Source organism: Streptomyces oryzae (assembly GCF_017676365.1).
GTDB lineage: Bacteria > Actinomycetota > Actinomycetes > Streptomycetales > Streptomycetaceae > Streptomyces > Streptomyces oryzae.
Genome location: NZ_JADKMA010000017.1, coordinates 25,665 through 50,432, shown reverse-complemented (window position 1 = coordinate 50,432; position 24,768 = coordinate 25,665). Strand labels below are relative to the sequence as shown.

The following is a 24,768-nucleotide window of genomic DNA, read 5'->3' as shown; positions in this document are numbered from 1 at the left end:
CGAGTTGTCGGCCTATCGGGGCTGCGCCGGATCGCAGCCGCACGAGCGCCGGATGACCAGCCCGGAGGGGAACTGCCGTACCCTGCCCTTGCTGCCGGGAACGCCGCCGTTGCGCGTACCGGGAATCCGCAGCGAGTCGTCCAGCACCAGGTCCACGGCGGCCTTCGCCATGGCCTCGCGGTCCGAGCCGACCGTCGTCAGCGGCGGATCGGTCAGCGCCGCCTCCTTCACATCGTCGAACCCGGCCACCGCCAGCTCGCCCGGCACGTCGATGTCCAGCTCGCGGGCCGCCCGCAGCACCCCGATGGCCTGGTCGTCGGTCGCGCAGAACAGCGCCGTTGGCCGGTCGGGGCGCTGCAACAGGTCCAGCGCGATCCGGTAGGTGTCGTACCGGTTGTACGGGGCCTGGAAGAGCCGGCCCTCGACGGACTTGCCCGCCTCCCGCATGGCGCGCGCCCAGCCCTCGATGTGGTCGGTGACGGGGTCGCCCTGCTCCGGCGTGGACTCCATGCCGCCGAGACAGGCGACGTAGTCGTGGCCGTGCTCCAGCAGATGCCGGGTCGCCAGCTGGGCGCCGCCGATGTCGTCGAGGACGACGGCGACATCGTCGATGGCCTCGGGCCGCCGGTGCATCAGGACGACGCGGGCGTCCCACGCGTCGATCTCCGCCGCCGCGTGCTCGCTGGGCCCGGCGCTGATGAGGATGAGGCCGGAGACGCGCATCCCGAGGAAGGCGCGCAGATAGTGCACCTCACGGTCGTCCAGATAGTCCGAGTTGCCGACCAGGACCATCTTCTCCCGCTCGGCCGCCGCGCGTTCGACGGCGTGCGCCATCTCCGCGAAGAACGGCTGGCGCGCGTCCGGCACGACCAGCCCTATGAGGTCCGTACGCCGCGACGCCATGGCCTGGGCCACGCGGTCGGGGCGGTACCCCAGCTCCTTGATGGCGGCGAGCACCCGCTCCCTGGTCGCCGGGGCGACCGGTCGGGGACCGTTGTTGATCACATAGCTGACAACGGCTGTCGAGGTCCCCGCCACCCTCGCCACGTCGTCCCGCGTCACCTTGGCCACGCCGAGAGTCTACGCGGGATGAACCCTCTGACCATTCCTGCCGCATGCCCTCTTCGCGGCTGCGCCCCGAAGGGGCGCGGGGCTGCGTTCAATGTGCGGCTCCGCCGCGTGGGCGCGCCCAACCACAACTCACCCGCACCCCGCAAGCGACGGCCAGGGGCACCCCCTCATCGGAACAGCGGTGAGGGGCAAGCCCTAATCGCCGCCCCGCCCAGAAGTCGCCGCCTCCCGCGCAACGCGCTCCGCCTCATCCGCAACGGACGACTCCGCAGAATCCGCGCCCTCGCTCTTCTCGGCCGCCTTCTCGGGCGAGACGAAGCGGTAGCCCACATTCCGAACGGTCCCGATCAGCGCCTCGTGCTCGGGCCCCAGCTTGGCCCGCAGCCGCCGCACGTGGACGTCCACGGTGCGGGTGCCGCCGAAGTAGTCGTAGCCCCACACCTCCTGCAGCAGCTGGGCGCGGGTGAAGACCCGCCCCGGGTGCTGGGCGAGGAACTTCAGCAGCTCGAACTCCTTGAAGGTCAGATCCAGGACCCGGCCCTTCAGCTTCGCGCTGTAGGTGGCCTCGTCCACCGACAGATCACCGTTGCGGATCTCCATCGGGCTGTCGTCGGCGGCGATCTGCCGGCGACCGGTGGCCAGCCGCAGCCGGGCCTCCACCTCGGCGGGCCCCGCGGTGTCCAGCAGTACGTCGTCCACGCCCCACTCCGCCGTGACGGCGGCGAGCCCGCCCTCCGTCACGATCAGCATCAGCGGGCAGCCGGGCCCGGTGGAACGCAGCAGCTGGCACAGCGACCGCACCTGCGGCAGGTCGCGGCGGCCGTCGACGAGGATCACGTCGGCGGACGGCGCGTCCACCAGCGCGGGCCCCTCGGCGGGGGCGACGCGCACGTTGTGCAGGAGCAGCCCCAGCGCCGGCAGCACCTCGGAGGAGGGCTGGAGTGCGTTGGTGAGGAGCAGCAGTGAACTCATGCGGTGACACCCTCCCCCGCGGAGCGGACCCGCGCGGGGCGGACCCACGCGGCACGTGGTTGGTGCGCTTTCGGACGGCCTCGGTTCCGGTCTCGGTTCTGCACGGTTCGCTTGCCCATGACGTCGAGTTCCCTCCTGGCGCCCTGCGCCGGGGGCGCCACCCGGGACGGTCGCCCGGGGGAAATATGGCGGCACTGCTTCGTACGGCACTGCCCGAGGGCCGGGCCGCGGCCTGTCCCACCGGCCCCGGCCCCCAGAAAGCACAAAAGGACCCGGGGGCGACGCTGCCCGGATCCTGCTTGCAAAGCAGAATACCCGCACGAGGGGCCGAGCGGCATGTGACGTCGCTCGCGATCACCAGCAGACTGTTACGGAGAGTATTGCCATGGGGGCGGTTCGGGCGGAGTTGCGGACGGTGGACGGGGTGCGGATCGAGGCCCGGTACGAGCCTCGTGCGGGCCGGCCCACCGGCACCGACGCGGCCGGGGACCCGGGGGCGATCGTGCTGGCGCACGGCTTCACCGGCTCCCGGGACCGGCCGGCGCTGCGCCGCGCCGCTGCCGCCTTCACCGCGTACGGGGCCGTGGTGACCTTCTCCTTCCGGGGCCACGGCCGCTCGGGCGGGCGCTCGACGCTGGGCGACCGTGAGGTGCTGGACCTGGCGGCGGCCGTGGCGTGGGCGCGTTCGTTCGGGCACCGCCGGGTGGCGACCGTCGGCTTCTCGATGGGCGGCTCGGTGGTCCTGCGGCACGGGGCGCTGTACCGCGCGGAGCACGGAGGCGGTCACGCATCGTCAACACCCGATCCGGTGATGCACAGGGGGCGCACGGTCGCGTACCCGCTCTCCCCGGGCGGCGCGCACGACCGTGGAGAGCGGGGAGACGCACAGGAGGACGCGTACGCCGACGCCGTGGTCGCCGTCAGCGCAGCCGCCCGCTGGTACTACCGCGGCACCGCGCCGATGCGGTGGCTGCACCGGATGATCCAGCATCCGGCCGGCCGGCTCTTCTCGCGCTACGGCCTGCGCACCCGCGTCCACCACCGGGACTGGGACCCGGTGCCCCTCTCCCCCGTCGCCGCGGCCCCGCTGATCGCCCCGGTACCGCTGCTGGTCGTCCACGGCGACCAGGACCCGTTCTTCCCGCTCGACCACCCCCTCGCGCTGGCCGAGGCGGCGGACCCCGAAGCGTCCGAGCTGTGGCTGGTGCCCGGTTTCGGACACGCGGAGAACGCCGCGGCACCCGCGCTGCTGGACCGGATCGGCGACTGGGCCGCCACCCGGCTACAAGCACCCGCCGCGAGGCCGCATCATGTAAGCCGCGACCAACAGGGCGCCACAGAGGGCACCGACGGCTGAGAGGGACTCCACCATGGCCAGCGGCACGATCCGCTACTGGGCGGCGGCGAAGGCCGCGGCAGGCACCGCCGAGGAGCCGTACGACGCCGGCACCCTGGCGGACGCGCTCCAGCGCGCCCGCGAGACACACGCGGAGCAGCCCGAGTTCGCCCGCGTACTGCTGCGCTGCTCCTTCCTGGTGGACGGCGACCCGGTCGGCACCCGCGCCCACGAGACCGTCCGGCTCCACGACGGCGGCACCGTCGAGGTCCTTCCCCCCTTCGCAGGCGGCGCCCGATGAACGACGGCCGGTACGAGGACCCCTACCGCGGCGCGTACGACGAGTACGGCCGCCCCCTCCCGCAGCCCGAGGGCGGGCCGCTGCCTGGGTACGAGGGCGCGTACGAGGTGTACGACGGGACGTACGACTCGGCGTACGACGTCACGTACGAGGTGACCCGCGCCGACGTGCCCCCTCACCCCCAGGCCACGCAGCCCGCGTACGGGAGCTCGTGGGAGGGCACCGGCATGCTCCCCAACGGGGCCCAGACCGCGCACCAGCCCCTCCCCGAGCCCACCGGACCGGCCGGGTACGGGGCGCCCGGCCCCCTGCCGCCGGAAGACCACTCCCAGCCACAGCCGATGCCCCAGCCCCAGCCGTACGCATCCCCTCAGCCGCACGCCCAGCCTCAGCAGCCCTACGCATCCCCTCAGCCTCAGTCTCAGCCGCAGCCCGAGCCGTACGCGCAACAGCAACCCCAGCCGTACGACGCCGCACCACCGCCCCCACAGGCGGCCGCCGCCCCCGCACCGGGAACGCGGCCCCGCACCGGCTCGCCGATCATCGCGCCCGGGTTCCGGCCCGCTGCCGTCACCACGGTGCTGGCTGCGCTGCTCGCGGGGGCGGCGCCGCTGGGGCAGTGGGCGCTCGCCGGTGCGCTGGTGCTGCTCCAGGCGCTGACGGCGGCCGGCTGGTACCGGCTCAACGGGATGTGGCCGGCCCGGCAGGGCATCGCCCTCGCGTTCGTGGCGGGGCTGACGGCCGACGCCGGGCTGCTGCTCACGGACGGCAAGGACAACGCGCCCACGGTGCTGCTCGGCGCAGCCGGTGTCTGGTGCGTCCTCTCCCTCGTGCTGCAGTTGCGCAACAACTCCAGCCCCGACGAGCGCCTCTACGCGCTCACCGCGGGCTTCGCCGCCACCGGCCTGACGGTACTGGCCGGCGGGCTGCTCGCGACCGAGCCCGAGGCCGTCACGGTGGGAGCCGCAGCCGTCGCGGTGGGCGCTCTGGCACGCGCCGTACCGCTTCCCGCGCCGCTCTCGGTCCTGCTCGCGCTCGCCGCCGCGGCGGCGGCCGGAGCCGGGACGGGCCAGCTGAACGGGGTGGACCCGGTGCCCGCCGCGCAGCTCGGCCTGGGGGCCGGCGTGTGCGCGCTGCTCGGTCTGCGGGTGGCCAGCTACGACTGGCCCTCCCGGTTCGTGCACATGACGGCGGGCGTCGCCCTCCCCCTCACACTGGCCACCCCCGCCCTCTATCTGCTGGGCCGTACCGTGATGTAACAACGCCCCACCAACCTCAGCCGCCACAGCAGCCCCCGGCCTGACGGAGCTCCCCGCGGGTTACGCTCGCAGCTAGCCAGCCGACTTGTGGGCAGCGATTCTGGGGGGATACGGACACGATGCGCGCACTACGCATAGGGCTTGTGATCCTGGTGGTACTCGCCGGGCTCTTCGTGGCGGCCGACCGCATCGCGGTGAACCTCGCTGAGGACGAGGTGGCCAAGAAGCTGAAGGGCCAGCTGGGCTCGGCCTCGTCCGGCGATCCGTCCGTGTCCATCGGGGGTTTCCCCTTTCTGACCCAGATCGCCGCCAAGGACCTGGACAAGGTGACCGTCGAGGTCGACGGCGTGACCGCCACGGCACAGGGCCGCCAGGTGCGGCTGAGCAAGGTCTCCATGGAGGCCGAGGATGTGAAGCTGGCGGACAACTACAGCTCGGCCGTCGCCGACCGGGCCACCGGAACCGTGCACCTCTCCTACGCCGATCTGTCCAACGCAGCGGACGAGGGTGTGCGGGTCAGCTACGGCGGCAAGAGCACTTCCGGCAAGGACCAGGTGAAGGTCACCGCCAGCGTCGCCCTCCCGCTGGTGGGCCGCGCCGTCGAGCGCAGCGTCTACAGCACCGTCAGTGTGTCGGGTGGGGACACGGTGCGGTTGCATGCGGATTCGGTACCCGGGTCGAAGGTGCCCGGCGTCGAGAAGGCGATCCGTAAGAAGATCGACTTCGAGCGGCAGATCGATCAGCTGCCGGAGGGGCTGAAGCTGGAGAAGGTGGTGGCCACGAAGGGTGGCGTGGACGTCTCCATGGCGGGCACCCATGTGAACCTGGCCGGCTGAGATTGCTGGGCACGGGCTGCCCCTGACTGTTCGTTGCAGTCTGCGGGTTCGTTCTGGCTGGTCGCGCAGTTCCCCGCGCCCCTTACGGGGCGCAACCGGCGCGAGATCAGTGGTCCGGTATCCGAGACAGCCGGGCTCACAGGCACCGGGAGCGGCCCCCCTCCAAGCGATCGCTTCCCGCATGGTGGACGATCGCGTCTCATATGGCGGATCGGCGGTGACAGGGCCCCGCAGTCGTCCTTACGATCGAGCTCATGAAGCGACAGGCGGACCTCACGAAGCGCCGGGCAGTGGACCTGTGCCGCATCGCCGCCATGCTCTGTCGCGGCTCCCGCTGACCCGCTGACCGTCCGCGCGTTCCGCCGGTGCCGCAGCGCCCCCGCGCCCAGCGCCTCCGGCATTCGCAGCGCGCCGCAGAGCAGTTTTCCGCGTACGTCTCCCCGCGCACCGCCGCGCACGGCCGCACTCCGCCGTGCGCCCGACCGTATCGGCGCCGCCGCGTGCGCGCACCCCAGTTCGCCCTCCGCCGCATCCACCCACCTCACGAGGAGAGACAGCATGAGCCGCAGCGACGTTCTGGTCGACGCAGACTGGGTCGAGGCCCACATCGACGACCCGAAGGTGGTGCTCGTCGAGGTCGACGAGGACACCTCGGCCTACGACAAGAACCACATCAAGAACGCGATCCGCATCGACTGGAAGCAGGACCTCCAGGACCCGGTGCGCCGTGACTTCGTGGACCAGGAGGGCTTCGAGAAGCTCCTGTCCGCCAAGGGCATCGCCAACGACGACACGGTCGTGCTCTACGGCGGCAACAACAACTGGTTCGCCTCCTACGCCTACTGGTACTTCAAGCTCTACGGCCACCAGGACGTCAAGCTCCTCGACGGCGGCCGCAAGAAGTGGGAGCTGGACTCCCGCGACCTGGTCGCCGAGGTCCCCGAGCGCCCGGCCACCCAGTACCAGGCCAAGCCGCAGGACACCTCCATCCGCGCCTTCCGCGACGAGGTCGTCGACGCCATCGGCGCCAAGAACCTGGTGGACGTCCGCTCCCCCGACGAGTTCAGCGGCAAGCTGCTGGCCCCCGCGCACCTGCCGCAGGAGCAGTCGCAGCGTCCGGGCCACGTGCCCAGCGCGCGCAACATCCCCTGGTCGAAGTCGGCCAACGACGACGGCACCTTCAAGTCCGACGACGAGCTCAAGGAGCTGTACGAGGCCGAGGGCGTCGACCTGGGCAAGGACACCATCGCCTACTGCCGCATCGGTGAGCGCTCCGCGCACACCTGGTTCGTACTGCACGAGCTCCTGGGCCAGCAGAACGTCAAGAACTACGACGGCTCCTGGACCGAGTACGGCTCCCTCGTCGGCGTGCCCGTCGAGCTGGGCTCCAACTGACCCCTCGCGGCACCTCCCGAAAGGACGGAACACCTCTCATGTGCGGAGCACAGACCGGCGGCCCCGACGCCTCCACCATCAAGCCGGGCGAGACCACCATCCAGGGCAATGTGACCCGTGACGGCGAGCCCGTCACCGGTTACGTGCGGCTGCTGGACTCGACCGGCGAGTTCACCGCGGAGGTCCCGACCTCCGCCACCGGCCAGTTCCGCTTCTACGCCGCCGAGGGCACCTGGACGGTCCGCGCGCTGGTGCCCGGCGGTACCGCCGACCGCACCGTGGTCGCCCAGAACGGCGGCCTGGCCGAGGTCACCATCGCGGTCTGACCCAGCTCTTCCCCGGGGGCTCCGTCCCTGGGTCCCGGCGCCGGGGCCCAGGGACGGAGCCCCCATATGCTGGACGTATGGCATCGCGCAGCAAGCTCGTCATCAAGGTCACCGCGGGCGCGGACGCACCCGAGAGGTGTTCGCAGGCGTTCACGGTCGCCTCCGTCGCGGCGGCCAGCGGCACCGAAGTCAGCCTGTGGCTGACCGGCGAGTCCGCCTGGTTCGCCCTCCCGGGCCGCGCGGCGGAGTTCGAGCTGCCGCACGCGGCGCCGCTGCCCGATCTGATGGCCGCGGTGCAGGCGAGCGGCCGGATCACTCTGTGCGCCCAGTGCGCGGCCCGCCGGGGCATCGAGGAGAAGGACGTGATCGAGGGGGTCCGGATCGCGGGCGCCCAGCTCTTCGTGAGCGAGATCATGCCCGAGGGCGTGCAGGCGCTCGTCTACTGAGGGGCCCACCATCCACAGAGGGCCCCACCGTCCACTGAGGGCCCCTCGGAGGGCCGCACTCCGCGACCACGACTAGACTCGGCCGGGTCACCGAACACCGCGCAAGGAGAGCCACCCCGTGCTTGAGGCATTCTTCACCGCCCTGATGGTCCTGGTCTGCGTCGGCACCGTGGCCTTCGCCGGGCTGACCTTCAAGAAGCTCTACCAGGGCCAGCGCTGAGCGCTCGCCGCCCCCGCCACAGCTAGGGATCGACCAGCTCCATGATCGAGATTCCGTCCGACCTCCACCCGGACCTCGTCCCCCTCGCCTTCCTCCTCGGCAACTGGACCGGTGCGGGAGTGGCGGAGTTCGAGGGACAGGACAAGTGCAACTTCGGGCAGGAGGTCACCTTCACCCACGACGGCCGTGACTTCCTGGAGTACGTCTCACACTCCTGGGAGCTGGACGCGGAGGGCAAGAAGGTCCGCCCCCTGGAGACCGAGACGGGCTACTGGCGGATCGACAGCGACCGCAAGGTCGAGGTCGTCATGATCCGGGACCAGGGCATCGCGGAGGTCTGGTACGGCGAGCTGGCCGAGAAGAAGCCGCAGATCGATCTGGCGACCGACGCGGTGGCCAGGACCGCCGCCGCTGGTGAGTACAGCGGGGGCAAGCGGCTGTACGGCTACGTCAACGGCGATCTGATGTGGGTGGGCGAGAAGGCCACGCCCGAAGTGCCGCTGCGGCCCTACATGTCGGCGCACTTGAAGAAGGTCGTCGACCCCAAGGAATGGGCCAAGGACGTCGTGGATCTTCCCGACGACGGAATCGCCTTTTTCCGCTGACGCTTTCGGGCAGCTGCCCACGGACAGCTGCCCGCCTGCCGATTGTTGTTTGCTGAACAAACCCCGTCGCGAGCGGAACTGACAAGTCATCGGACGTCTCGACGGTGTCACGAATGTGAAAGCTGTGAAATAGCGCCTTGTTCATGCGCGGTTCGGGAACTCTTTTTTTGCGCTGAGAACGCGACAAAACCGCAGGTCAGAGCGGGTTTGCACACGCTGGGCTCTCCGCTTGTCACCCTGCGTCGACGAGCTAATGCGTGCCCCCGAGTGATAAGAATGGCGTTAATCCATTCACCGGCACGAGCGCCGGTGAGGCCGAGTTGCGCGTTTCCCGCGCCCGCTCGCCGCTGCGCTCGGCTGCCCTAACGGGGAAAAGGCTCTTCTGTGAATCGTTCTCGCATCACTTCCGCAGCCGCCACCGTCGCGCTGGTCGGCGGGCTGGCGGTCACTCAGTTCGCCACCGCAGGCAGTGCGTTCGCGGCCGGCGGCGCCGACCTCAACTCGGGCGCCGCGACCGGCTTCCTGTACAACAAGGGCACTGGCGAGGTCAGGGGCGGCTTCGGGATCAACCTGGGCAGCTACGGCCCCGAGGCCACCAAGGCCACCCTCACGGTGACCGCAGTCAAGAACATCCACTTCGACACCAAGAAGAAGCCGACGTTCGACGAGGACGCCTCGAACGACAAGCACAACTTCACCGTCAAGTCCGTCACGGAGAAGCAGGTCGTCGTCACGGTCGACCTGGCGGGCGACGGCGACGAGATCGAGAAGGTCGACGTCCCGGGCTACATCTCCGGCAAGAAGCAGACGCTGCGCACCAGCATCAAGGGCGACAAGCCGGACCCGGACCCGAGCAACAACACCAAGACCATGAACTACTCGGTCGACGCTCCGGACTGGGACCCCGACAAGCCGACCCAGAAGCCCACTGAGAAGCCGACCGAGAAGCCCACCAGCAAGCCCTCGGAGCCCTCTCAGAAGCCCACCAGCAAGCCGTCGAAGCCCAGCGACGACGCCTCCGACGCCAACACCCCGGCGCCCAACGGCGGTTCCGACAAGGGCGACAGCGGCAAGGACGGCGACCTCGCCGAGACCGGTGGCAACTCCAACACCCCGCTGCTCGTCGGCGGTGCGGGTGCCCTGGTCGTGATCGGTGGCGCCGCCCTGTTCCTGGCCAAGCGGAAGAAGGCCGGCCAGAGCTGATCATCGGCTCCTTCCGGTACAGCGGGTCCGGGTGCCACGGGGGCACCTGGACCCGCGCCGTTTGTACGCCAGGCCTTCGGCCCAGACCTGGTCCCGCACCCTGCCGTCCACCCCGTCCACGGTGACCGTGATCAAGGACAGTGCGGGCCGCTACTTTGCGTCGTTCGTAGTCGAGACCGGCCCCTCCGTCACGCCCCAGGTCGGCATAGACCTGGGCCTGGGACACTTCGCGGTCCTGTCCGACGGAACAAAGATCGACAGCCCCCGCTTTTTGCGCCGGGCCGAGAAGCAGCTCAAGAAAGCTCAGCGTGCCCTCTCCCGCAAGGAGAAGGGCAGCGCCAACCGGAACAAGGCCCGGATCCGCGTCGCCAGCGCTCACGCGCGGGTGGCCGACGCGCGCCGCGAGCACCACCACCAGCTCTCCACCAAGCTGATCCGCGAGAACCAAGCCGTCGCGGTGGAGGACCTGGCGGTCAAGGGGCTCACCCGTACGCGTCTGGCCAAGTCTGTACACGATGCCGGCTGGTCACAGTTCGTGACCATGCTCGAATACAAGGCCAGCCGGTACGGGCGCACTTTCGTGCGCATCGGCAGGTTCGAGCCGACCTCACGGGTCTGCTCGGCCTGCGGCGTAAAGGACGGCCCCAAACCCCTCCACGTCCGTACCTGGACGTGCCGAGAATGTCGGACCGTCCTGGACCGGGACATCAACGCGGCGGTCAACGTCGCCAAGGCGGCCGGACTGGCCGTGACAGCCTGCTGAGCGCAGGTAAGACCGGGGCTCGTCCCGGCACAGCGCAAGGAAACAGGAACCCACCCGAAGCAGCACCCGGCAACCGGGCAGCAGGCGGGGCTCGCCCTCCTTTAGGTAGGCGAGGGATGTCAAACTGGACGGCGTGGCTACCACCGACTGGCAGAGCGACCTTCGGGCGCGCGGATACCGGCTCACTCCGCAGCGCCAGCTCGTGCTGGAGGCCGTGGACAAGCTGGAGCACTCCACCCCCGACGACATCCTCGCCGAGGTCCGCCGCACGGCCGGCAGCGTCAACATCTCGACGGTCTACCGCACGCTGGAGCTCCTGGAGGAGCTGGGGCTGGTCTCCCACGCGCACCTGGGGCACGGCGCGCCCACCTACCACCTGGCCGACCGGCACCACCACATGCACCTGGTCTGCCGGGACTGCACCGATGTGATCGAGGCCGAGCTGTCCGTCGCCGAGCCGTTCACCGCGGCCCTGCGGGAGCGCTTCGGCTTCGAGACGGACATGAAGCACTTCGCGATCTTCGGCCAGTGCGCGAAGTGCGCCGCGAAGGACGCGGACGGCGGCGAGGCCGGTGCGGGCGGCAAGGCCGCCAGTGGCGGCCGGGGCGGCAAGCCCGAAAGCGCCTCCTAGCCCGTCGTAGGCTGGGCGTATGTCCTCCAGCAGTTCGAGCAACAGCGCCGCGGCTCCCGCCCCCAGCCCTCTGCTGTCCCTCCCCGGCGCGGTGGCGGCCGAAGCCCCCGACGAGGGCGTCGCGGCCCACTACGGCGACCTGTTCAAGGAACAGCGCGCCCTCGCCGACGGCACCGGCTTCGTGGACCTCTCGCACCGCGGTGTGGTCACCGTCTCGGGCCAGGACCGGCTCTCCTGGCTGCATCTGCTGCTCACCCAGCACGTCGAGCAGCTTCCGCCGGGCCAGGCCACCGAGGCGCTGATCCTCTCCGCCAACGGGCACATCGAGCAGGCGCTCCAGCTGGTGGACGACGGGGCGACGGTGTGGATGCACACCGAGCCGGGCAAGCAGGGCGAGCTGATCTCCTACCTGGAGAGCATGCGGTTCTTCTACCGCGTCGAGATCGCCGACCGGACGCCGGACGTCGCCGTCGTGCACCTGCCGGCCGGCTCCATCGCCGAGGTGCCGGCCGGCGTCCTGGCCGTACGGGAGACCTCCTACGGGCGCGATCTGTTCCTGCCGCGCGGCGAGCTGAGGGACTTCGCCGCCTCGCACGGGCCGGCCGTCGGGGTGCTGGCCTACGAGGCGCTGCGGGTCGAGGAGCGGCGGCCGCGCCTGGGGATGGAGACCGACCACCGGACCATCCCGCACGAGGTGGGCTGGATCGGCTCGGCCGTGCACCTGGAGAAGGGCTGCTACCGCGGCCAGGAGACCGTGGCGCGTGTCCACAACCTGGGGAAGCCGCCGCGCCGGCTGGTCTTCCTGCACCTCGACGGGAGCGAGGTGCGGCTCCCGGTGCACGGCGACGCCGTACGGCTCGCCGCCGCGGGCCTGGAGGGGCGGCAGATCGGCTTCGTCACCACCTCGGCCCGCCACCACGAACTGGGGCCGATCGCGCTGGCGCTGGTGAAGCGGAACGTCGATCCCGACGCGCAGCTGATCGTCGGCCCGGACGCGACCGCCGCGGCACAGGAGATTGTCGTCACCCCCTGAACCGGTGACGGTTTCAGTGGGGCCCCGGAGAGGGGCCTCACACCTCCAGCAGCACCGTGAAGGGGCCGTCGTTGGTCAGCGACACCTTCATGTCGGCGCCGAAGGCACCGGTGGCGACGGTGGCGCCCAGCGCCCGCAGCTGGGCGACCACCTCGTCGACCAAGGGCTCGGCGACATCGCCGGGCGCGGCGCCGTTCCAGGTGGGGCGTCTGCCCTTGCGCGCGTCACCGTAGAGAGTGAACTGACTGATCACCAGTAGCGGCGCACCGATGTCCGAACACGACTTCTCCTCGTGCAGGATCCGCACCGACCACAGCTTCCGCGCGAGCTGCGCCGCCTTCTCCTTCGTGTCGTCGTGCGTGACTCCGACCAGCACGCACAGGCCCTCGCCGACTATCCGACCAACGGTCTCGCCGTCCACGGTGACGCTCGCGCCGTCCACTCTCTGCACCACTGCTCGCATGCCGCCATGATGCCGTGCCGCCGGCCGGCGGGTCGCACAGCCGCCGAACGGCGGGTGAGGAGCGCTGCGAACAAGGGGCACAGAGTGGCACGATGCGCACACGCGGTGCGTTCAGCAGGTACCGCGCAATGGGGATGAGGGGACACAAGCCCATGAGCACAACCGGAGCGGGCCGGCCTCGGACGCCGCGGCAGTCCGGGGCCCTGGAGGCGCTGCGTGAGCCGGAGCAGCCGGATCTGCACGCGCTGTGCCTGCGCGAACTGCGGGCCCTGCGCGGCTCGGCGCAGCAGGACGAGGCGGATCTGAGCTATGTGCGCAGACTGCTCCAGGGGCGTATCGACATCCTCCGTGCCGAACTGGCCCGGCGCAGCTCGGCCGGCTCGCCGCTGCTGGATCTGCTGCCGCAGATCCTCGCCGACGACCCGCCCAGCCACCGTTCCTCGGCCCGGCATGTGACGCTCGCCGCACCGCGCAGCGAGGAGTACCGCGCCCTGGCCGAGGAGATGCTGGCCGAGGTGGAGCTGAGCGATCTGAAGGCCCGTACGGACGGCGAGCTGCACGACGCGATGGCGAGGCTCGTCCGCTACGAGCAACAGGTCTCCCGGCGCCGCCAGTCGCTCCAGCGCACCGCCGACGAGTGCAGTACGGAGATCGCCCGCCGTTATCGGGAGGGCGAGGCACAGGTGGACGACCTGCTGCCGTAGGCGGGGGCGTCGGCAGGCGCGGCCGGGCGCGGGCAGGTCCGCGGCGGAAGAGGCAGCGGGATGGCAGCGGGAGGGGCAGCGGGAGGGGCGTCCCTTCTGCGGTACGGGCGGTCCGGTTACCGTGAAGGGTCACATAACCCGACTGCCCCGCATGCCGTCATGCGGCGTACACCACTGGAAGGTCCCGAGATGCCCGAGATATCCCCCGTGCTCGCCGAGGTCGTCAGGTCCGGCTTCACCGAGGGACGGCACCGGGGCTCGCTGGTGGTGCTGGCGGCCGACGGAAGCGTCACGTTCGCGCTGGGCGACCCGGAGGCGCCGGTCTTCCCGCGCTCGGTGAACAAGCCGTTCCAGGCGTCCGCCGTACTGCGCTCCGGACTTGAGCTGTCCGGCGCAAGGCTGGCGCTGGCCGCGGCGAGCCACTCCGGGGAGGGGTTCCAGCTCGATCTGGTCCGCGCCATGCTCGCCGACCACGGGCTGGCCGAGTCGGATCTGCAGTGCCCCGCCTCCCTCCCGCTCGACGAGGAGGAGGCCGAGGCGTTCCTGGCGGCGGGCTCCAGCCGTACGCCGCTGGCCATGGACTGCTCCGGCAAGCACACCGCGATGCTCGCCGCCTGCCGGGCCAACGGCTGGCCGGCCGACAGCTATCTGGACGCCGGCCACCCGCTGCAGAAGCTGGTCAGGGAGACGCTGGAGGAGACCACCGGCGACCCGGTCGCGCACACCGGGGTGGACGGCTGCGGCGCCCCGCTGATGGCCGTCTCGCTGACCGGGCTGGCACGCGGCTTCCGTGCGCTGGCGCTGGCCCCCGCGCAGTCGCCGGAGGGGCGGGTCGCCGAGGCGATGCGCGCCCACCCCGAGTACGTGGGCGGCACCCGGCGGCACGACACCTGGCTGATGCGGGAACTGCCCGGCGCGGTCAGCAAGATGGGCGCCGAGGCCGTGCAGGGCTTCGCCCTCCCGGACGGCCGCGCCCTCGCCTTCAAGGTGGAGGACGGCGCCTCGCGGGCGCTGGGCCCCGTGCTGGCAAGGGCGCTCTCCGTCCACATGGGAGTGAGCTCGCCGGTGCTGGAGCGGATCGCGACGGCTCCGATACTGGGCGGCGGCGTACGGGTCGGCGAGGTCCGCGCGGCGTTCTGAGGCGGCGCGGGGCGGGCGGCTGCTGGGCGACTGCCAGCGGCTGTGGGGTGACTGGCGGTGGCTGTCGGGCGACTGGCAGCGGCTGTGGGGTGACTGTCGGGCGACTGGCAGCGGCTGTCGGGCGGCGGAAATCCGGGTGCGGTGCCGGGAGCCGGTGCCTAGCGTGGGCGCATGGCGAACCGCGTCGAGATCCGCACCCTGGCCGGCCCCGACGAGTACCAGGAGTGGCTGCGCGCCGTGGCCACCGGCTTCTTCCGCGGCCCCACCGTCAGCGAGAAAGAGGTGGCGGTCCGCGCGCTGGGCACGGATCTCGGCCGTATCCAGGGCGCCTACGACGGCGACCGGTGCGTGGGCACGTTCCGTACGCTGCCGCAGTCGCTGACCGTCCCCGGCGGCGCGATGCTGCCCGCCTGCGGGGTCTCCGGTGTCACCGTCTCGCCCACACACCGGCGGCGCGGGCTGCTGAGCGGGATGATGGCGAACGCCCTGAACGCGGCCAAGGAGCGCGGCGAAGTGTGCGCGACGCTGATCGCGGCCGAGTACCCGATCTACGGGCGGTACGGCTTCGGCCCCGCGAGCTGGACCACCGAGTGGGAGGTCCTCGTCGCCCGTACGGGCCTGGACCGGCGCTACGCGGGCCCGGCCGACCTGGGGGACGGCGGGCGGGTGGATCTGGTGGACGCCGCCGAGTTCCGGGCCGAGATGCCGGCCGTCCACGAGCGGTTCCGCACCGGTCCGCAGCGGCAGGGCGCCATCGACCGGTCGGAGAAGTGGTGGCGGTCGGCAACCGGCGAGCTGCGCTTCCCGGAGGACGGCTTCACCCCGGCCTTCCACGCCGTCTACCGCGACGCCGCAGGGCAGCCGCAGGGCGGTGTGAGCTACACCTCCGACGACGTATGGCAGGCCAATCAGCCCGAGCAGACGGTGACCGTACGGGATCTGTTCGCCACCACGCCCGCAGGCGAGGCGGCGCTGTGGCGGTTCGTGCTGTCGATGGACTGGGTGCTCCGGGTACGCACGGGCTCCCGCGCCCCGGACGACGTACTGCCCCTGCTGCTGCCCGACCCGCGCGCCGCGCGCACCGTCACACACGCCGACTGGCTGTGGCTGCGGCCGCTGGATGTGCCGCGCATGCTGGCGGCCCGAACGTACGGCGTCGAGGGGACGCTGGTGCTGGAGGTGCGGGACAAGGACGGCTACGCGGGCGGATGCTTCAAGCTGGAGGCGGCCGGTCCGCAGGGCGGGGCACACTGCGCGGCCACGGGGGAGGACGCGGAACTGTCGCTGGACGTCTCCGACCTGGGCGCCCTCTTCCTGGGCGAGGAGTCCGCCACCCGGCTCGCGGCCCTGGGCCGGCTGACCGAGCACCGGGAGGGGGCTACGGAGCGGACGGACGTGCTCTTCCGCACGGCACGACGGCCGTGGTGCCAGGACATGTTCTGAGACATCGGCGCCCCGAAGGGACATTCCGCCGTCAAGCCGCCTTCCCCCGTGGCGTGGGTTGATGGGAGGGGAAGGCGGCATGACAGCGGCCGCCGGGAACGGCGGACCGGGCACTCAGGGATGAAGCAGCAAGGTGGCGAGCACGAGTGCCCCCGCGGTGCTGCACCCGGTGTGCCGGGCCTTGAGGCCGACGCTCAGCAGCAGGAAGCCCACGAGGCCCAGGACCCCGTAGCGCACCTGGACGAGCTGCTCGAAGGCGACGACGGCGATGGCTACGGCGAGCGCGAAGAGCGGCATGGCGGTCCCTCCTTCTCAGGCACGAGAGGAACGGCTGTGCTGGGAGTACGGGTTCGCCCATGCGACATCGGACGGGCGGATGGCTCACGGCCGACCAAGGAGCGGAACGGAGTGGAGCAGAACGGAACAGAACGGAACAGAACGGAACGGACTGGTTGGCGGGATCTGCTGCCAGTTGGCTGCAAAGCCCAAAAGTTGGCGACCAACTCGCTTAGTACATTCCCACTTGTCCACCATTCGAAAACCAATGACTGACAACTAACGCCCGTTGTCCCGAAGTTGTATGGTCATCGCGTGACCAGGAAGCCGACTTCCGCAAGCGGCCGCCGCCCGCGCGATGTGGTCGCCGACACCCTCCGTGAGCGGATCCGGACCAGAGAGCTCCGGCCCGGCACCCGTCTCCCCACCCAACGGGAGCTGGAAGCCGAGTTCTCCGTAGGCCGCAGCGCCGTACGCGAGGCGCTGGCAGCCCTCGCCCAGGAAGGGCTGCTGGAGAACGTGGGCCGAGGGGCCTCACCGACCGTGGCCGAACCCACGCACCACGCGGACGCCCCGCGCAGCGCGGGCGTGGAGCTGACGGACCGCCTCCACGAGGCATTTCAGGCCGAGCACGTGACCATCGACGCGTTCTCCCTCACCACCGAAACCCTCAACAACGCCCTGGCCTGGCCCGTTCGCCAGGTCATGGACCTGCAGCTGACCCCCCGCTCGGTCACCGCGCGGGTGATCATCCCCAGCCTCGGGGCCCGGCTCGCCCTCCCCCGCCTCATAGACGACCCGGAGGACCCCAAACCCCGCGAGCGGCTGCACCAGATACAGACCACCTACGTCAACGCCCTCCGCAACTCCCTGGGCTCGCTCTCCCAGTTCGGCACCGAGGTGGAGCTGACCGTCCGTGCCGTCCCGCTCACCCCCACCCACAAGCTCTACCTGCTCAACGGCGACGAGGCGCTCACCGGCTACTACCAAGTCGTCAAGAACGAGGACGCCGACTTCCACGGCGAGCAACTGGCCCTGTACGACGTACTCGGTCTGACCGCCAAGCTCTTCCGCTCCACCCGGGGTGCGGAGGCGCGGGACGAGCAGGAGGCCACCTTCGTGGCGGAGTCGCAGGAGTTCTTCGACTCCCTGTGGACCACCATCGCGGTTCCCTTTGGGTGACAGGCCTTCGGGTGACAGGCGAGGGAGCCGCGAGAGGCGGCGCGTAGGGGCCCGGTAAGGTTCCGGCACCCCGGTGATCTCCGTGGCCGGGCCCAACCGCCCCGAGGACAGCTCCGATGACCTCACCCGCACTTCAGCAGGCCGAAGCGATCGGCACGGTGGACGGACCGCTGGCCGGCTACCACCGCGAGTGGTACGTCGTCCGGCCGCAGGGCGAACTGACCAGGCTGGGACGGGTCAAGATCGGCGAACCGCGGGAAGGCGCGCTGTGGTTCGACCGGCGGTACTTCGCCTCCGAGGACGAACTGCTGCTCGAGCTCGCCCGGCTCGGCGTACCGCGCGTGCCGCCCGTCCACCGGGTCCGCTCGACCGGGACCGTCTTCCACGGTTTCATCGAGGGCCGGACCCTCGCGGCGCTCTCCCCCCGCGGCCACCCGGTGGCGCCCGCCCAACTGCGGCAGATCATGGAGCGGTTCGCTTCACTGTGCCGACTGCGGCCAGGGGATGTGCGCGCCCGCAGGCTCGGCGGCGAGCGGAGCGGCGACCGGATCAGTGGCCCGGGATTTCTGCATGGGCTGCTGGAGTTCACCCGCGAGCGCGCCTACCGGGCGCGCCTGCCGCGCTTCGCTCCGCTCTTCGACCGGCTCGGTGTGCCGCGCGACGCGCTGGGCCCCCGCTCCCGGCTCGCGGCGGACGCCGCGCTACTGACCGACCGGCCGGTATGTCTCCTGCACGGCGATCTGCACCGGGCCAATTTCATCGTCGACCCGGCGGGCACGCTGTGGACCATCGACTGGGAGCTGGCCTCCTTCGGCGACCCGCTGTACGACCTGGCAACTCATCTGTATCTGATGGACTACCCGGCACAGCAGCACGCCGAAGTCGTCGCGCGGTGGCGGCGGACGGTCGCCCCGCTGCTGCCCGGAGCCGAAACGCAGCTCGCGGAGGACCTGCCGCGCTACCTCGGCTTCAAACGGGCCCAGTCCGTCTTCACCGACGTCGTGCGGCAGGCCGTGGCGGTCGCCGACGCGGTGGGCTCGGCCGCCTTCGCCGACCGGCTGGGGCAGGCGGCCAAGCTGGTGCACGACGTACTCCTGCGCGCCGCCGAGCCCCTGGAGCTGGCCGACGTGCCGAGCCCGGGCGCCGTCGAGCTGGCGTACGCCGACTTCTGCACCGGGCCGGACGGACCGCTGCCCGCGCACGGGTGAGCCTGCGACAATCGCTGCCCGACGTGCGACTCACGACCCACGGCGCGCAGGGCGACGGGGACAGCGGACGGGGGACAGCGATGGTGGCGGCAGTGGAACATGCGATCGATTCGGCGCGGTGCGTGATATTCGACTTCGACGGCCCGCTGTGCCACCTCTTCGCCCGGCGCACGGCCGCCTCGGTCGCCGGCCGGCTGCGCGAGACGTACACCGACCGCGCCGAAGGCGCCGCAGGCTCCGAAGGCTCCGCCGGAAAGTGGCCCGATACCAACGACCCGCTGCGGCTGCTGACCGCCGCCTTCGCCGACTCCACACTGCTGCCGCCGGAGAGCGCACGGCAGATGGAACGGTCGCTGGTGGCGGAGGAAATCGCCGCAGCTGAGGTGGCCTTCCCCACCGGATACGCCGACGCGCTGGTACGGACCCTGTGCGCCACGGGCCGCACAGTGGCCGTCGCCACCGACAACTCCGCCGAGGCGGTGGAACGTTATCTCGCAGGCCGCACCCTGCTGGAAGCATTCGCAGGGCGCGTGAGCGGCCGGGTCTGCGACGGTGCCGCGCCGCTCCGGCTGAAGCCCGACCCCGACTGTGTGCTGCGCGCCCTGGAAACGACGGGGGCCGAGGCCGCCGATACGGTGATGATCGGAGACTCGGCACGCGACGTCACCGCCGCGCGGGCCGCCGGGGTCGGTTTCGTGGGCTACGCCCGCAACGAGCGCAAGGAACGCGAGCTGCGGGAAGCCGGCGCCGAGTGGGTCGTACCCTCCCTCCGCGAGATACTCCTGACGGTCGATCCGCTGGCCCATGTGTGACCGGCCCGGGTGCGCGGGCTGGGGCGCAACCTCTTGTGACCCGCGATGATCCGTACGCTGGCCCCATGAGTGACGCACCCACCCCGGCGAGCGACGAGCCCGCACACGACCCCGAGGTCCTGGAACTGGCGCAGAAGGTCTTCGACCTGGCCCGGCACGGCGACACCGACACCGTCGCCGCCTACGTCAAGGCGGGCGTCCCGGCGAACCTGAGCAACGACAAGGGCGACACCCTCCTGATGCTGGCCGCCTACCACGGCCACCCGGAGACCGTCCGCGCTCTCCTCGCGCAGGGCGCCGACCCCGACCGCACCAACGACCGGGGGCAGTCCCCGCTCGCCGGTGCGGTCTTCAAGGGGGAGGACCAGGTGGTCAGGGTCCTCGTCGAGGCCGGCGCCGACCCGCACGCCGGAACGCCGTCCGCGGTGGAGACGGCCCGCATGTTCGAAAAGCGGGAACTCCTGGACCTCTTCGGCGAGCAGTAGCGCCGCCACCGGCCCCGAGGAACTGGGGCAGCTCAGCCTCGGGCGGGCTTGCGGGCCTCGATGAGGAAGCGTGCCGAGTGCGCGGCGAACGGGCCCTCCGCCTCGATCAGGTCGTGCAACTCCCGCAGCCGTTGGTGGTACCGCTCCACGCTGAAGTCCGGGACCATCCATACGACCTTGCGCAGGAAGTAGACGACCGCGCCGATATCGAAGAACTCCATCCGGAGCCGCTCGGACCGCAGGTCCACCACCTCGAGGCCCGCCGCCTCGGCCTCCGCCCGCTCGTCCTCGGGCCTCCGGTGCTGCCGGGCCTCGGGCTGGGGGCCGAGGAAGAACTCCACCAGCTCGAACACCGACGCCGGGCCCACATGCTGGGCGAGATAGCTGCCGCCCGGCTCCAGCACCCGGGCGATCTCCGGCCACCAGGCCCGCACCGGGTGGCGACTGACCACCAGGTCGAACGCGCCGTCGGCAAACGGCAACGGCGGTTCGTCCGCGTCCGCGACAACCACCACCCCGCGCGGCCGCAGCAGCGCGGTCGCCTTGGCGACGTTCGGCGGCCACGACTCGGTCGCGGCCATCGTGGACGGCAGTTTCTCCGCTCCCGCAAGCACCTCCCCACCGCCGGTCTGGATGTCGAGCGCGGCCGAGGCGGTGGCGAGCCGTGCGCTCATCAGCCGCTGATACCCCCATGAGGGCCGCTCCTCGGTCGCCCGCCCCTCCAGCCAGGAGAAATCCCACCCGTCCACGGAGACGGCAGCGGCCTCCGCCACCAGATCATCGAACGCACACGCCATACCCCCATCGTCACGTGACCGCGCCACCCGGACCAACTGGTTTGTCGCCCGGTTCACCGCTGCCGGTTCGCCGCCCGCCTCTGCCGGTTCCGTGCCCGGTCCGGTGGCCGGTCCGGTCACGGCATCGCCGTGCTGATCCGCACCACCTCCCCGAGCTCCAGCGCGACATAGAGGTAGCCGTCCGGACCAAGGGCGAGGCCATGCGGCTCCGACCCCGGAGTGGGCAACGGGTGCTCCACGATGTGGCCCGAGGGGACACGCGCTGCCACGCGGTTGGCCGCCCACTCGGTGATCCAGCAGGTGCCGTCCGGGGCCACGGTCACCGCATGCGGCCTGGACTCGCGGTCCGGCAGCGGGAACTCGTCGATACAGCCGTCCGTGCTGATCCGGCCCAGCTGACCGGCACCGATCTCCACGAACCACAGCTCCCCGTCCGTCCCGGCGGCAATCCCCACCGGCGCGGCACCCTTGGTGGGCAGCTCGTACAGCGTGACGCTGCCGTCCAGCGCGATCCGGCCGACCGCGTCCGCCTGGTTGAGCGTGCACCACAGCGCACCATCAGGGCCCGCCACCAGGGCGGAGGGAAAGCACCCGCTGACCGGAAGCGGGAACTCGGTGACCTCGCCCTCGGTGGTGATCCGGCCGATGCGGTGAGCGCTCGTCTCGGTGAACCACAGCGCGCCGTCCGCCCCCGTCGCAATGCCGTACGGACCGCACTCCGGTGTCGGCAGCGCGAAGGACTCGGTCTGCCCGTCCACCGTGATCCGGCCGATCCGGTGGTCCTTGGTACGGGTGAACCACAGGGCGCCGTCGGGACCCGGCGTGATCACCGTCGGGCCGCAGCCGGCTGCGTCGAGCGCGAACGTCCTCGCCCGCCCCTCCGGGGTGACCCGGGCAATGGCGCCCCCGCCAACGAGCGTCACCCACAGCGCCCCATCGGGCCCGGTGGCGATGCCATAGGGAGCCGCTTCGGAGCCGAAGGCCGCCATGGTGGTCACGGTCACCGCCGACGCGGGTCCCGTCACCGCCGACGCGGGTCCGGCCATCGCCGACGCGGGTCCGGTCGCCGCAGACGTGGGGGCGATCGCCGCAGACGTCGGCCCGGTCGCCGCAGGCGTGGGGGCGGCGGGTGTGGTGGGGTGCTCTCGGTCGGGGCTCACAAGGGGCTCCTCTCCTCGGCCGTCCCCTCGGGGAGCGACGCGTTCGGTTCTTCCAGGGCGAGCCGCGCGCCTCGCCAGCGCCGGTGCAGGCTGCGGTCGTGGCTGACGACGACCAGCGCGCCGTCGTAGGCGTCCAGGGCCGTTTCCAACTCCTCGACCAGCGCGGGTGAGAGATGGTTGGTCGGCTCGTCCAGCAGCAGGACGTCGGCCGGTTCGGTCACCAGCCTGGCCAGGGCGAGGCGTTGCCGCTGGCCGGTCGAGAGCCGGGCGACGGGCACCGCCAGCCGTTCGGCGTCGAACAGGCCCAGCGACAGCAGCCGTTGGGCGTGCTCCTCCGGGGGCCCGGGACGGCCACGGGCGTACGCCTCCAGCAGCGTCTGCCCGGCACCGGCGACGCTCTCCGGCTCCTGGGCGAGATGGCCGATCCGGCCCCGGCGCGAGACCCGGCCGGTGTCGGGCTCCAGCTCTCCGGCCAGGACGCTCAGCAGGGTGCTCTTGCCGGCCCCGTTCGGTCCCGTCACCAGCAGCCGTTCACCGGCGGCGAGCGTCAGGTCCGTGCGGGGCAGTCTCCCGCGGACGCCGGCCCCCTCGACATCCAGCACCGTCCCGCGCAGCCCGGCGCCGCGCAGCGCCGGGGCGGCGAAGCGCAGTGGTGCCGGTGGGGGTGGCACGGGGTCGGCCAGCAGTCGGCGCAGCCGCTCCTCCGCGTTGCGGACCCGGCCGGCGAGGGACTGCTGGACGCGACCTGCGGCCCGGTCGTACGCCATCTTGTTGCCGTCCTTCATCGCCCGGCCAGGGGCCACTCGGCGAGCCGTGGTGGCGGCAGCCTCGCGCAGCCGTTCCGTCTCGGACCGCCAGCGCTCGTGCGCCTCTGCCCAGCGGCGCCGGGCGGCGGCCTTCTCCGCCAGATAGCCCGCGTATCCGTTGCCGTAGCGGACGACCTGGCGGCGGTCGGCGTCCACCTCCAGCAGCGTCGTCGCGACGCGCTCCAGGAAAGTGCGGTCGTGGGAGACCGCGATCGTGGTGCCGCGGCGGGCCCGCAGATGCTCCTCCAGCCAGCGCAGCGCGGCGTCGTCCAGATGGTTCGTCGGCTCGTCCAGCAGCAGCACCTCGGGGCCCGCGGCCAGCAGGGCGGCCAGCCGGAGCCGCACCCGTTCGCCGCCGGAGAGGCCGCCCACGGTGCGGGCGCGGGGCAGCAGCCCCAGTCCGAGCCCGTGCAGGGCACGCTCGACGCGGGACTCCGCCTCATAGCCCCCGCGCAGCTCGAAGACGGTCAGCAGCTCTCCGTACTCCCCGAGAGCAGACTCGTCGCCCGCCGACATCGCCGCCTCCAGCGAGCGCAGGCGCCGCTCCATGGCGCGCAGTTCGCTCATCGCTCGGTCGACGACCTGCTGCACGGTCAACTCAGGGGGCAGCACTTCTTCCTGGGCGAGGTAACCGACGCCGCCCTCGGCGTACAGGACGATCTCTCCCCCGTCCGGCTTCTCGTCCCCCGCGAGCAGGCGGAGCAGGGTCGTCTTGCCGGAGCCGTTCTCCCCGACGATCCCCGCGCGCTCACCCGCCGAGAGCGCGCAGTTCACCCCGTCCAGGACGGTCCGGCCTTCGTACGACTTCGTGACGGCCGAGGCCGTGATCTGGGTGGGCATCCGTGCTCTCCAAAACGAACGTGGGTGAGGCGGCCGGGGAGGACCGAAGGACCGGGTGAACGCTCTGGTTGAGCATCGAAAGCTCCTCTTCCATGTCGCGGCATGCGCGACGCGCGACGGATACGACTCGGCACGACCGGCGAGGCTTTACAGCGACGCCTGTCGCGTTAAGATAGTGACACGACGGCCCCGCCACGGCAAGAGGAATTTCTGCGGGCGCCGGCGGGAGGCGGCCGGGCAGCAGGCGCAGCGAGGACGGGAGACGAGGCGATCGTGAAGTGGACGTGACCGCGGGAAATGCCGGAGACGGCAGTGCCGACGGTGCCAGGCCCGGACCGGGACCCGGCCCCGACCCTGGCACCGGCCCCAACCCTGGCCCTGGCCCTGCCAACGGCCCCGGCCCCGGCAACGGCAACGGCAACGGCCCCGGCAGCGAGACCGCCGAGCCCCCGCCGCCCGGCTCCCGGCGGCCGGGCGGGCGGACGGCGCGCGTCCGCGAGCAGGTGCTGGCGGCTGTGGGCCCGCTGCTGGTGGAGCAGGGGTTCGACGGTCTGACCGTCGACGCCGTCGCCGCGCGCTCGGGCGTGCACCGCGCGACGGTCTACCGACGCTGGCGCGATGTGGGCGGACTGCTCGCCGACGTACTCGACGCGGCGGGGGACGACACCTGGCGCCCGGCCGACACCGGCTCCCTGGAGGAGGATCTGCGGGCGCTCAACGAGGAGGTGCAGGAGGCGCTGACGCAGGAGCCGTCCGTCGCGCTGGCCCTGATCGCCGCCTCCTTCCGCTCCGAGGAGGCGGCGCGGGCGCTGAGACGGTTCTGGGAGGAACGGTACGCACGCTGCGAGGTGGTCGTGGAACGGGCGGTGGCACGCGGGGAGCTGAGTCCGCCCGTCGACGCGCGGCAGCTCGTGGTGAGCTCGACCGCCCCCGTCTACCACCAGCGGGTGCTGCTGCACGCGGCGCCCGGCCCGGACCTGCCCGCGCAGGCGGCCCGCGCGGCCGCACTCGCCGCCCGGGCCGGAGCGTTCACCAGCACCTCCGCCGATGCGTGA

At 71.7% G+C, this 24,768-nt stretch carries 26 protein-coding genes and 1 pseudogene; 20 read left to right on the top strand and 7 right to left on the bottom strand.

Features of this window, described 5'->3' with window-relative positions; genetic code table 11:
- Positions 1–12 precede the first annotated feature (12 nt).
- On the bottom strand, positions 13–1,071 hold the full coding sequence (locus ITI46_RS05755) for a LacI family DNA-binding transcriptional regulator (RefSeq protein ID WP_209238288.1): 1,059 nt from the start codon (positions 1,069–1,071) through the stop codon (positions 13–15).
- Between the two features lie 195 nt (positions 1,072–1,266).
- Positions 1,267–2,043 carry a winged helix-turn-helix transcriptional regulator gene (locus ITI46_RS05750; RefSeq protein ID WP_209238287.1) on the bottom strand — a complete coding sequence of 259 codons (777 nt, stop codon included), beginning with the start codon at positions 2,041–2,043 and terminating at the stop codon, positions 1,267–1,269.
- A gap of 385 nt (positions 2,044–2,428) precedes the next feature.
- Here ITI46_RS05750 and ITI46_RS05745 point away from each other — a divergent pair, with 385 nt between their 5' ends.
- The 12 genes and pseudogenes from ITI46_RS05745 (at position 2,429) to ygfZ (ending at position 12,397) form a co-directional block, all read left to right on the top strand.
- Positions 2,429–3,400 (top strand): alpha/beta hydrolase family protein, encoded by a 972-nt coding sequence (locus tag ITI46_RS05745; RefSeq protein ID WP_209238286.1) that lies wholly within the window; start codon positions 2,429–2,431, stop codon positions 3,398–3,400.
- A gap of 13 nt (positions 3,401–3,413) precedes the next feature.
- Positions 3,414–3,680: a MoaD/ThiS family protein gene (locus ITI46_RS05740; protein ID WP_209238285.1), complete on the top strand. Its 267-nt coding sequence runs from the start codon at positions 3,414–3,416 to the stop codon at positions 3,678–3,680.
- Positions 3,677–4,939, top strand: coding sequence for a hypothetical protein (locus tag ITI46_RS05735; RefSeq protein ID WP_209238284.1), 1,263 nt, complete (start codon positions 3,677–3,679; stop codon positions 4,937–4,939). Before ITI46_RS05740 ends, ITI46_RS05735 begins: the two co-directional genes overlap by 4 nt.
- Before the next feature lie 119 nt (positions 4,940–5,058).
- The gene (locus tag ITI46_RS05730; RefSeq protein WP_209238283.1) at positions 5,059–5,775 is read left to right on the top strand and encodes an LmeA family phospholipid-binding protein; all 717 of its coding nucleotides are present in this window, start codon (positions 5,059–5,061) and stop codon (positions 5,773–5,775) included.
- Positions 5,776–6,333: 558 nt separating this feature from the next.
- A complete protein-coding gene (locus ITI46_RS05725; protein WP_209238282.1) occupies positions 6,334–7,170 on the top strand; it encodes a sulfurtransferase in 837 nt (278 codons plus the stop codon).
- 38 nt (positions 7,171–7,208) lie between these two features.
- Positions 7,209–7,496, top strand: a complete 288-nt coding sequence (locus ITI46_RS05720) for a DUF1416 domain-containing protein (RefSeq protein ID WP_209238281.1) — start codon at positions 7,209–7,211, stop codon at positions 7,494–7,496.
- 77 nt (positions 7,497–7,573) lie between these two features.
- A complete protein-coding gene (locus ITI46_RS05715; RefSeq protein WP_209238280.1) occupies positions 7,574–7,942 on the top strand; it encodes a DsrE family protein in 369 nt (122 codons plus the stop codon).
- A 261-nt stretch (positions 7,943–8,203) separates the two neighbouring features.
- Positions 8,204–8,767, top strand: coding sequence for a heme-binding beta-barrel domain-containing protein (locus tag ITI46_RS05710; protein ID WP_209238279.1), 564 nt, complete (start codon positions 8,204–8,206; stop codon positions 8,765–8,767).
- 384 nt (positions 8,768–9,151) lie between these two features.
- Positions 9,152–9,970, top strand: coding sequence for an LAETG motif-containing sortase-dependent surface protein (locus ITI46_RS35715; protein WP_209238278.1), 819 nt, complete (start codon positions 9,152–9,154; stop codon positions 9,968–9,970).
- Positions 9,971–10,058: 88 nt separating this feature from the next.
- Positions 10,059–10,838 (top strand): annotated as a pseudogene (locus tag ITI46_RS05700) (RNA-guided endonuclease InsQ/TnpB family protein); the annotation flags it as partial.
- Positions 10,839–10,866: 28 nt separating this feature from the next.
- Complete coding sequence (locus tag ITI46_RS05695; RefSeq protein WP_209238277.1) at positions 10,867–11,364, top strand: Fur family transcriptional regulator; 498 nt, start codon at positions 10,867–10,869, stop codon at positions 11,362–11,364.
- 19 nt (positions 11,365–11,383) lie between these two features.
- Positions 11,384–12,397, top strand: coding sequence for a CAF17-like 4Fe-4S cluster assembly/insertion protein YgfZ (gene ygfZ / locus ITI46_RS05690; protein WP_209238276.1), 1,014 nt, complete (start codon positions 11,384–11,386; stop codon positions 12,395–12,397).
- Between the two features lie 37 nt (positions 12,398–12,434).
- Here the strand turns inward: ygfZ and dtd are convergent, their stop codons facing one another.
- Entirely contained in the window at positions 12,435–12,860 is a 426-nt protein-coding gene (dtd, locus tag ITI46_RS05685) for a D-aminoacyl-tRNA deacylase (protein WP_209238275.1), read from the bottom strand.
- Positions 12,861–13,012: 152 nt separating this feature from the next.
- On the opposite strand from dtd, the gene ITI46_RS05680 reads away from it, so the two are divergent.
- From ITI46_RS05680 to ITI46_RS05670, 3 genes are all read left to right on the top strand, one after another.
- Positions 13,013–13,564 carry an RsiG family protein gene (locus ITI46_RS05680; RefSeq protein ID WP_209238274.1) on the top strand — a complete coding sequence of 184 codons (552 nt, stop codon included), beginning with the start codon at positions 13,013–13,015 and terminating at the stop codon, positions 13,562–13,564.
- 189 nt (positions 13,565–13,753) lie between these two features.
- Positions 13,754–14,704, top strand: a complete 951-nt coding sequence (locus ITI46_RS05675) for an asparaginase (RefSeq protein ID WP_209238273.1) — start codon at positions 13,754–13,756, stop codon at positions 14,702–14,704.
- 171 nt (positions 14,705–14,875) lie between these two features.
- A complete protein-coding gene (locus tag ITI46_RS05670; protein WP_209238272.1) occupies positions 14,876–16,147 on the top strand; it encodes a GNAT family N-acetyltransferase in 1,272 nt (423 codons plus the stop codon).
- Between the two features lie 114 nt (positions 16,148–16,261).
- Here ITI46_RS05670 and ITI46_RS05665 read toward each other — a convergent pair whose 3' ends face one another.
- A complete protein-coding gene (locus ITI46_RS05665) occupies positions 16,262–16,444 on the bottom strand; it encodes a hypothetical protein (RefSeq protein WP_209238271.1) in 183 nt (60 codons plus the stop codon).
- A gap of 294 nt (positions 16,445–16,738) precedes the next feature.
- Here ITI46_RS05665 and ITI46_RS05660 point away from each other — a divergent pair, with 294 nt between their 5' ends.
- From ITI46_RS05660 to ITI46_RS05645, 4 genes are all read left to right on the top strand, one after another.
- Positions 16,739–17,605 (top strand): winged helix-turn-helix domain-containing protein, encoded by an 867-nt coding sequence (locus ITI46_RS05660; protein ID WP_209238270.1) that lies wholly within the window; start codon positions 16,739–16,741, stop codon positions 17,603–17,605.
- Between the two features lie 116 nt (positions 17,606–17,721).
- The gene (locus ITI46_RS05655) at positions 17,722–18,813 is read left to right on the top strand and encodes an aminoglycoside phosphotransferase family protein (RefSeq protein WP_209238269.1); all 1,092 of its coding nucleotides are present in this window, start codon (positions 17,722–17,724) and stop codon (positions 18,811–18,813) included.
- Positions 18,814–18,905: 92 nt separating this feature from the next.
- Positions 18,906–19,625, top strand: a complete 720-nt coding sequence (locus ITI46_RS05650) for an HAD family hydrolase (RefSeq protein WP_209238268.1) — start codon at positions 18,906–18,908, stop codon at positions 19,623–19,625.
- Between the two features lie 65 nt (positions 19,626–19,690).
- Positions 19,691–20,110, top strand: a complete 420-nt coding sequence (locus ITI46_RS05645) for an ankyrin repeat domain-containing protein (RefSeq protein ID WP_209238267.1) — start codon at positions 19,691–19,693, stop codon at positions 20,108–20,110.
- Between the two features lie 32 nt (positions 20,111–20,142).
- Here the strand turns inward: ITI46_RS05645 and ITI46_RS05640 are convergent, their stop codons facing one another.
- The 3 genes from ITI46_RS05640 to abc-f all read right to left on the bottom strand — a co-directional run bounded on the left by ITI46_RS05640 (position 20,143) and on the right by abc-f (position 23,713).
- On the bottom strand, positions 20,143–20,907 hold the full coding sequence (locus tag ITI46_RS05640; protein WP_209238266.1) for a class I SAM-dependent methyltransferase: 765 nt from the start codon (positions 20,905–20,907) through the stop codon (positions 20,143–20,145).
- A gap of 116 nt (positions 20,908–21,023) precedes the next feature.
- Positions 21,024–21,896 carry a Vgb family protein gene (locus ITI46_RS05635; protein WP_209238299.1) on the bottom strand — a complete coding sequence of 291 codons (873 nt, stop codon included), beginning with the start codon at positions 21,894–21,896 and terminating at the stop codon, positions 21,024–21,026.
- Between the two features lie 167 nt (positions 21,897–22,063).
- A complete protein-coding gene (abc-f, locus tag ITI46_RS05630) occupies positions 22,064–23,713 on the bottom strand; it encodes a ribosomal protection-like ABC-F family protein (RefSeq protein WP_209238265.1) in 1,650 nt (549 codons plus the stop codon).
- A 284-nt stretch (positions 23,714–23,997) separates the two neighbouring features.
- Here abc-f and ITI46_RS05625 point away from each other — a divergent pair, with 284 nt between their 5' ends.
- Positions 23,998–24,768 carry a TetR/AcrR family transcriptional regulator gene (locus ITI46_RS05625; RefSeq protein ID WP_209238264.1) on the top strand — a complete coding sequence of 257 codons (771 nt, stop codon included), beginning with the start codon at positions 23,998–24,000 and terminating at the stop codon, positions 24,766–24,768.

What these genes read in the sequence shown, in the direction of transcription:
- ITI46_RS05725 (WP_209238282.1), top strand. Translation starts at nt 6,334, where the DNA reads ATGAGCCGCAGCGACGTTCTGGTCGACGCAGACTGGGTCGAGGCCCAC.
- ITI46_RS05720 (WP_209238281.1), top strand. Translation starts at nt 7,209, where the DNA reads ATGTGCGGAGCACAGACCGGCGGCCCCGACGCCTCCACCATCAAGCCG.
- ITI46_RS05680 (WP_209238274.1), top strand. Translation starts at nt 13,013, where the DNA reads ATGAGCACAACCGGAGCGGGCCGGCCTCGGACGCCGCGGCAGTCCGGG.
- ITI46_RS05640 (WP_209238266.1), bottom strand. Translation starts at nt 20,907, where the DNA reads ATGGCGTGTGCGTTCGATGATCTGGTGGCGGAGGCCGCTGCCGTCTCC.
- dtd (WP_209238275.1), bottom strand. Translation starts at nt 12,860, where the DNA reads ATGCGAGCAGTGGTGCAGAGAGTGGACGGCGCGAGCGTCACCGTGGAC.
- ITI46_RS05665 (WP_209238271.1), bottom strand. Translation starts at nt 16,444, where the DNA reads ATGCCGCTCTTCGCGCTCGCCGTAGCCATCGCCGTCGTCGCCTTCGAG.
- ITI46_RS05670 (WP_209238272.1), top strand. Translation starts at nt 14,876, where the DNA reads ATGGCGAACCGCGTCGAGATCCGCACCCTGGCCGGCCCCGACGAGTAC.
- ITI46_RS05710 (WP_209238279.1), top strand. Translation starts at nt 8,204, where the DNA reads ATGATCGAGATTCCGTCCGACCTCCACCCGGACCTCGTCCCCCTCGCC.
- ITI46_RS05635 (WP_209238299.1), bottom strand. Translation starts at nt 21,896, where the DNA reads ATGGCGGCCTTCGGCTCCGAAGCGGCTCCCTATGGCATCGCCACCGGG.
- ITI46_RS05675 (WP_209238273.1), top strand. Translation starts at nt 13,754, where the DNA reads ATGCCCGAGATATCCCCCGTGCTCGCCGAGGTCGTCAGGTCCGGCTTC.
- ITI46_RS05655 (WP_209238269.1), top strand. Translation starts at nt 17,722, where the DNA reads ATGACCTCACCCGCACTTCAGCAGGCCGAAGCGATCGGCACGGTGGAC.
- ITI46_RS05740 (WP_209238285.1), top strand. Translation starts at nt 3,414, where the DNA reads ATGGCCAGCGGCACGATCCGCTACTGGGCGGCGGCGAAGGCCGCGGCA.
- ITI46_RS05735 (WP_209238284.1), top strand. Translation starts at nt 3,677, where the DNA reads ATGAACGACGGCCGGTACGAGGACCCCTACCGCGGCGCGTACGACGAG.
- ITI46_RS05645 (WP_209238267.1), top strand. Translation starts at nt 19,691, where the DNA reads ATGAGTGACGCACCCACCCCGGCGAGCGACGAGCCCGCACACGACCCC.
- ITI46_RS05715 (WP_209238280.1), top strand. Translation starts at nt 7,574, where the DNA reads ATGGCATCGCGCAGCAAGCTCGTCATCAAGGTCACCGCGGGCGCGGAC.
- ITI46_RS05730 (WP_209238283.1), top strand. Translation starts at nt 5,059, where the DNA reads ATGCGCGCACTACGCATAGGGCTTGTGATCCTGGTGGTACTCGCCGGG.
- abc-f (WP_209238265.1), bottom strand. Translation starts at nt 23,713, where the DNA reads ATGCCCACCCAGATCACGGCCTCGGCCGTCACGAAGTCGTACGAAGGC.
- ITI46_RS05745 (WP_209238286.1), top strand. Translation starts at nt 2,429, where the DNA reads ATGGGGGCGGTTCGGGCGGAGTTGCGGACGGTGGACGGGGTGCGGATC.
- ITI46_RS05750 (WP_209238287.1), bottom strand. Translation starts at nt 2,043, where the DNA reads ATGAGTTCACTGCTGCTCCTCACCAACGCACTCCAGCCCTCCTCCGAG.
- ygfZ (WP_209238276.1), top strand. Translation starts at nt 11,384, where the DNA reads ATGTCCTCCAGCAGTTCGAGCAACAGCGCCGCGGCTCCCGCCCCCAGC.